The sequence below is a fragment of the Pseudomonas sp. 10B238 genome, assembly GCF_000970615.1.
GTDB lineage: Bacteria > Pseudomonadota > Gammaproteobacteria > Pseudomonadales > Pseudomonadaceae > Stutzerimonas.
The window spans coordinates 1-2,046 of sequence record NZ_KQ033968.1; the positions used below are offsets into that span (position 1 = coordinate 1).

Annotated in this window: 1 protein-coding gene and 1 pseudogene; both read left to right on the forward strand. The window is 63.3% G+C overall.

Features of this window, described 5'->3' with window-relative positions; all coding sequences use genetic code 11:
* Positions 1 to 350 precede the first annotated feature (350 nt).
* A partial coding sequence (locus tag RT21_RS24535; protein WP_371263649.1) for a cadherin-like domain-containing protein occupies positions 351 to 531 on the forward strand: 181 nt, incomplete at its 3' end.
* A gap of 1 nt (position 532) precedes the next feature.
* Positions 533 to 2,046: pseudogene (locus tag RT21_RS24540) on the forward strand (VCBS domain-containing protein); the annotation flags it as partial.

The window sequence follows — 2,046 nt, forward strand, 5'->3', positions numbered from 1 at the left end:
ACACCGATGCCGCCGGCAATACCGGCTCGGCGCAGGCATCCGGACAGTACTCGGTGGATACCGACGCGCCATCGATTACGACCGCTCAACAATTCACCTATGGCGAAAACCAGCCCAGCGGCGCCCTGATTGGCAGCGTCAACGCCCAGGACGCCGTCGGCGTGACCGCCTTCCGGTTCGCCGCCACCGGCAGCGATACCAGTGCCGATGACTATTTCCAGATCGACACCCAGGGTCGCGTTACCCTGACCCAGGCGGGCGTCGAGTCTGGAGTCAACGATTTCGAGCAAGGGCCGATTCAACACAGCTACGCGATAGAAGCGCTTGATGCAGCCGGCAACGTCTCCGTGGTGGCCGTCACGCTGATCGAAGCCAACCTGAATGACAACGCGCCGGTCGCCGCGGACGACAGCTTGGTGGCCACCGAAGACACCGCCATCACCTACTCGGCTGCCGACCTGCTGGGCAATGACAGTGACCTGGACAGCGCCAACCTGAGCATCGCCAGTGTCACCAGCGGCAACGGCGGTANGGTGCTCAATATCAATGGCACCGTTACCTTCACCCCCCATACCAACTTCAATGGCGCGGCGGACTTCAGCTACACCATCACTGACGGCACCTTCACCTCCAACGTCGCCACCGTGACCGTCAACGTCGCCGCGGTGAACGATGACCCGATTGCCCAAGCCACTCAGGCCGAAGCCAGCGAAGACGCAGGTTTGGTAACCGGCCAGCTCTCCGCATCTGATGTCGATGCGGGCGACACGCTGAATTTCAGCCTGAACGCCGCCGCACCGGCCGGCTTCAGCCTGGACGCCAATGGCAGCTGGACGCTGGATACCAGCGATGCGGCCTATCAGTACCTCGCCAAGGACCAAACGTTGACGCTGCAGGTGCCCTTCATCGCCACCGACGCAGCCGGCGCAAGCAGCAGCGACACTCTGACCCTGGTGATTACCGGGACTAATGATCTCCCCATCGCCCAGCGGGCCATTGCCAGCGCCATTGAAGGCGCAACCACCACCGTTGGCGCAGTGAGCGCAGCCACCGAGGGCTCGGCAATCACCCTGACGGTCACCACCAGCACCGCTGGCGAGACGGTAAGCTTCGACTGGCAGTTCGCCACCTCGGACTACCTGCCTTATAACGACTTTGCCTTCGTGCAGGTCAATGGCCAGCCCGTGCAGGTACTGAGCGACGTCGCCACGGTCGGCGACCGTGGCAACTCCGGCGTGCAAGGTTTCAGTCATCGGTTCGACGTGCCCGGGACCTACACGCTCGTCATCGGCATTGCCGACGTGAACGATAGCGGCGTCAACTCCGCGCTTTCCCTGAGCAACCTGTCCTCGAACGCAACGGCGAATGTAAGCGTTGGGGACGTGACCCCGGCCAGCAGCGGCTGGACGCTCACCACCAACGGTGCGACCAACGAGGACCTGTCCAGCCTCCTGCAACTTGGCACGCTCAGCGGCCAGTTGATCGCCAGCGATGTGGATCAAGGCGCAACCCTGAGTTTCGGCCTGCCCGGCACCGCACCGGCCGGCTTCACGCTCGCCGCCGATGGCCGCTGGACCTTCGATGCGACCGACAGCTCCTACAACTCAATGGCCGCCGGCGAGATCCAGACCCTGGTCATCGCCTATCAGGTGGCCGACGAGCACGGCGCCGTAGGCCAGAGCACGCTGACACTGACCATTACCGGTACGAACGACGCCCCCATCGCCCAGCCCGGAGCCGTCAGTATCGAAGAAGATGCCATCCTCAGCGGGCAATTGTCGGCGAGCGATGCGGACAACGGTGCGCTGCTGACCTTCAGCGCCACGGAACCGCTACCTGCTGGCTTCAGCTTGAACAGCAATGGAACCTGGACCTTCGATGCGACCGACGCGGCATACCAATCCCTGGGCCAGGGCGAACCGCTGACCCTTACAGTGCCTTACCGCGTGACAGATGAGCATGGCGCTAGCAGCACCAACAATCTGACCGTCATCATCACCGGCACCAACGATGCCGCCGTGATCAGCGGTGATGTCGCCCAGTCGG